Raw genomic sequence first — 540 nt, 5'->3', positions numbered from 1 at the left:
GCGGGCGGCGCGCGCTCGGCGCCTTGGCGGCGGGCGCGGGCGCTGCGCCCGCATCCTCGCCCTCGGCGACGATGGTGGCGATGGGGGTGTTGACCGCCACGTCCTGCGTGCCCTCGGGCACGAGGATGCGGCCGAGGATGCCCTCGTCCACCGCCTCCACCTCCATGGTGGCCTTGTCGGTCTCGATCTCGGCGAGGACGTCGCCGGATTTGACCGCGTCGCCCTCCTTCTTCACCCATTTGGTGAGGTTGCCCTTCTCCATGGTGGGCGAAAGGGCCGGCATGAGGATTTCGATGGCCATGGCTGTCAGCTCTTGCTCGGCGCGGAAGCGGGGGCGGACGGCATGGCGCCGGCCGGGACCGCGTGGTCGCGCTTGAAGGTGAGGTTGGTGTAGGCGGAGAAGGCCGCGATCGCGACGGTCAGCGAGATGAAGAAGGCGATGGCCGCCTTGCCCGAGCGCACCCGGTCCGCGTCCTCGGCGGCGCCGGAGCGGCCGACGGCGAACGGCCAGAGCGCGAGAAGGACATAGCTCCCCCGCGC

At 71.5% G+C, this 540-nt stretch carries 1 protein-coding gene and 1 pseudogene; both read right to left on the bottom strand.

What is annotated here, in order from left to right; genetic code table 11:
* Positions 1 to 301: biotin/lipoyl-containing protein (locus tag AC2W7M_RS27155; protein WP_486136350.1), on the bottom strand; the 301-nt coding region annotated here is incomplete at its 3' end.
* Between the two features lie 5 nt (positions 302 to 306).
* Positions 307 to 540 (bottom strand): annotated as a pseudogene (locus AC2W7M_RS27150) (hypothetical protein); the annotation flags it as partial.

This window comes from Xanthobacter sp. BG11Y11_SDJG, from assembly GCF_057364445.1.
Note: the sequence above shows the minus strand (reverse complement) of the source record. Positions and strands in the feature narration are given on the sequence as shown.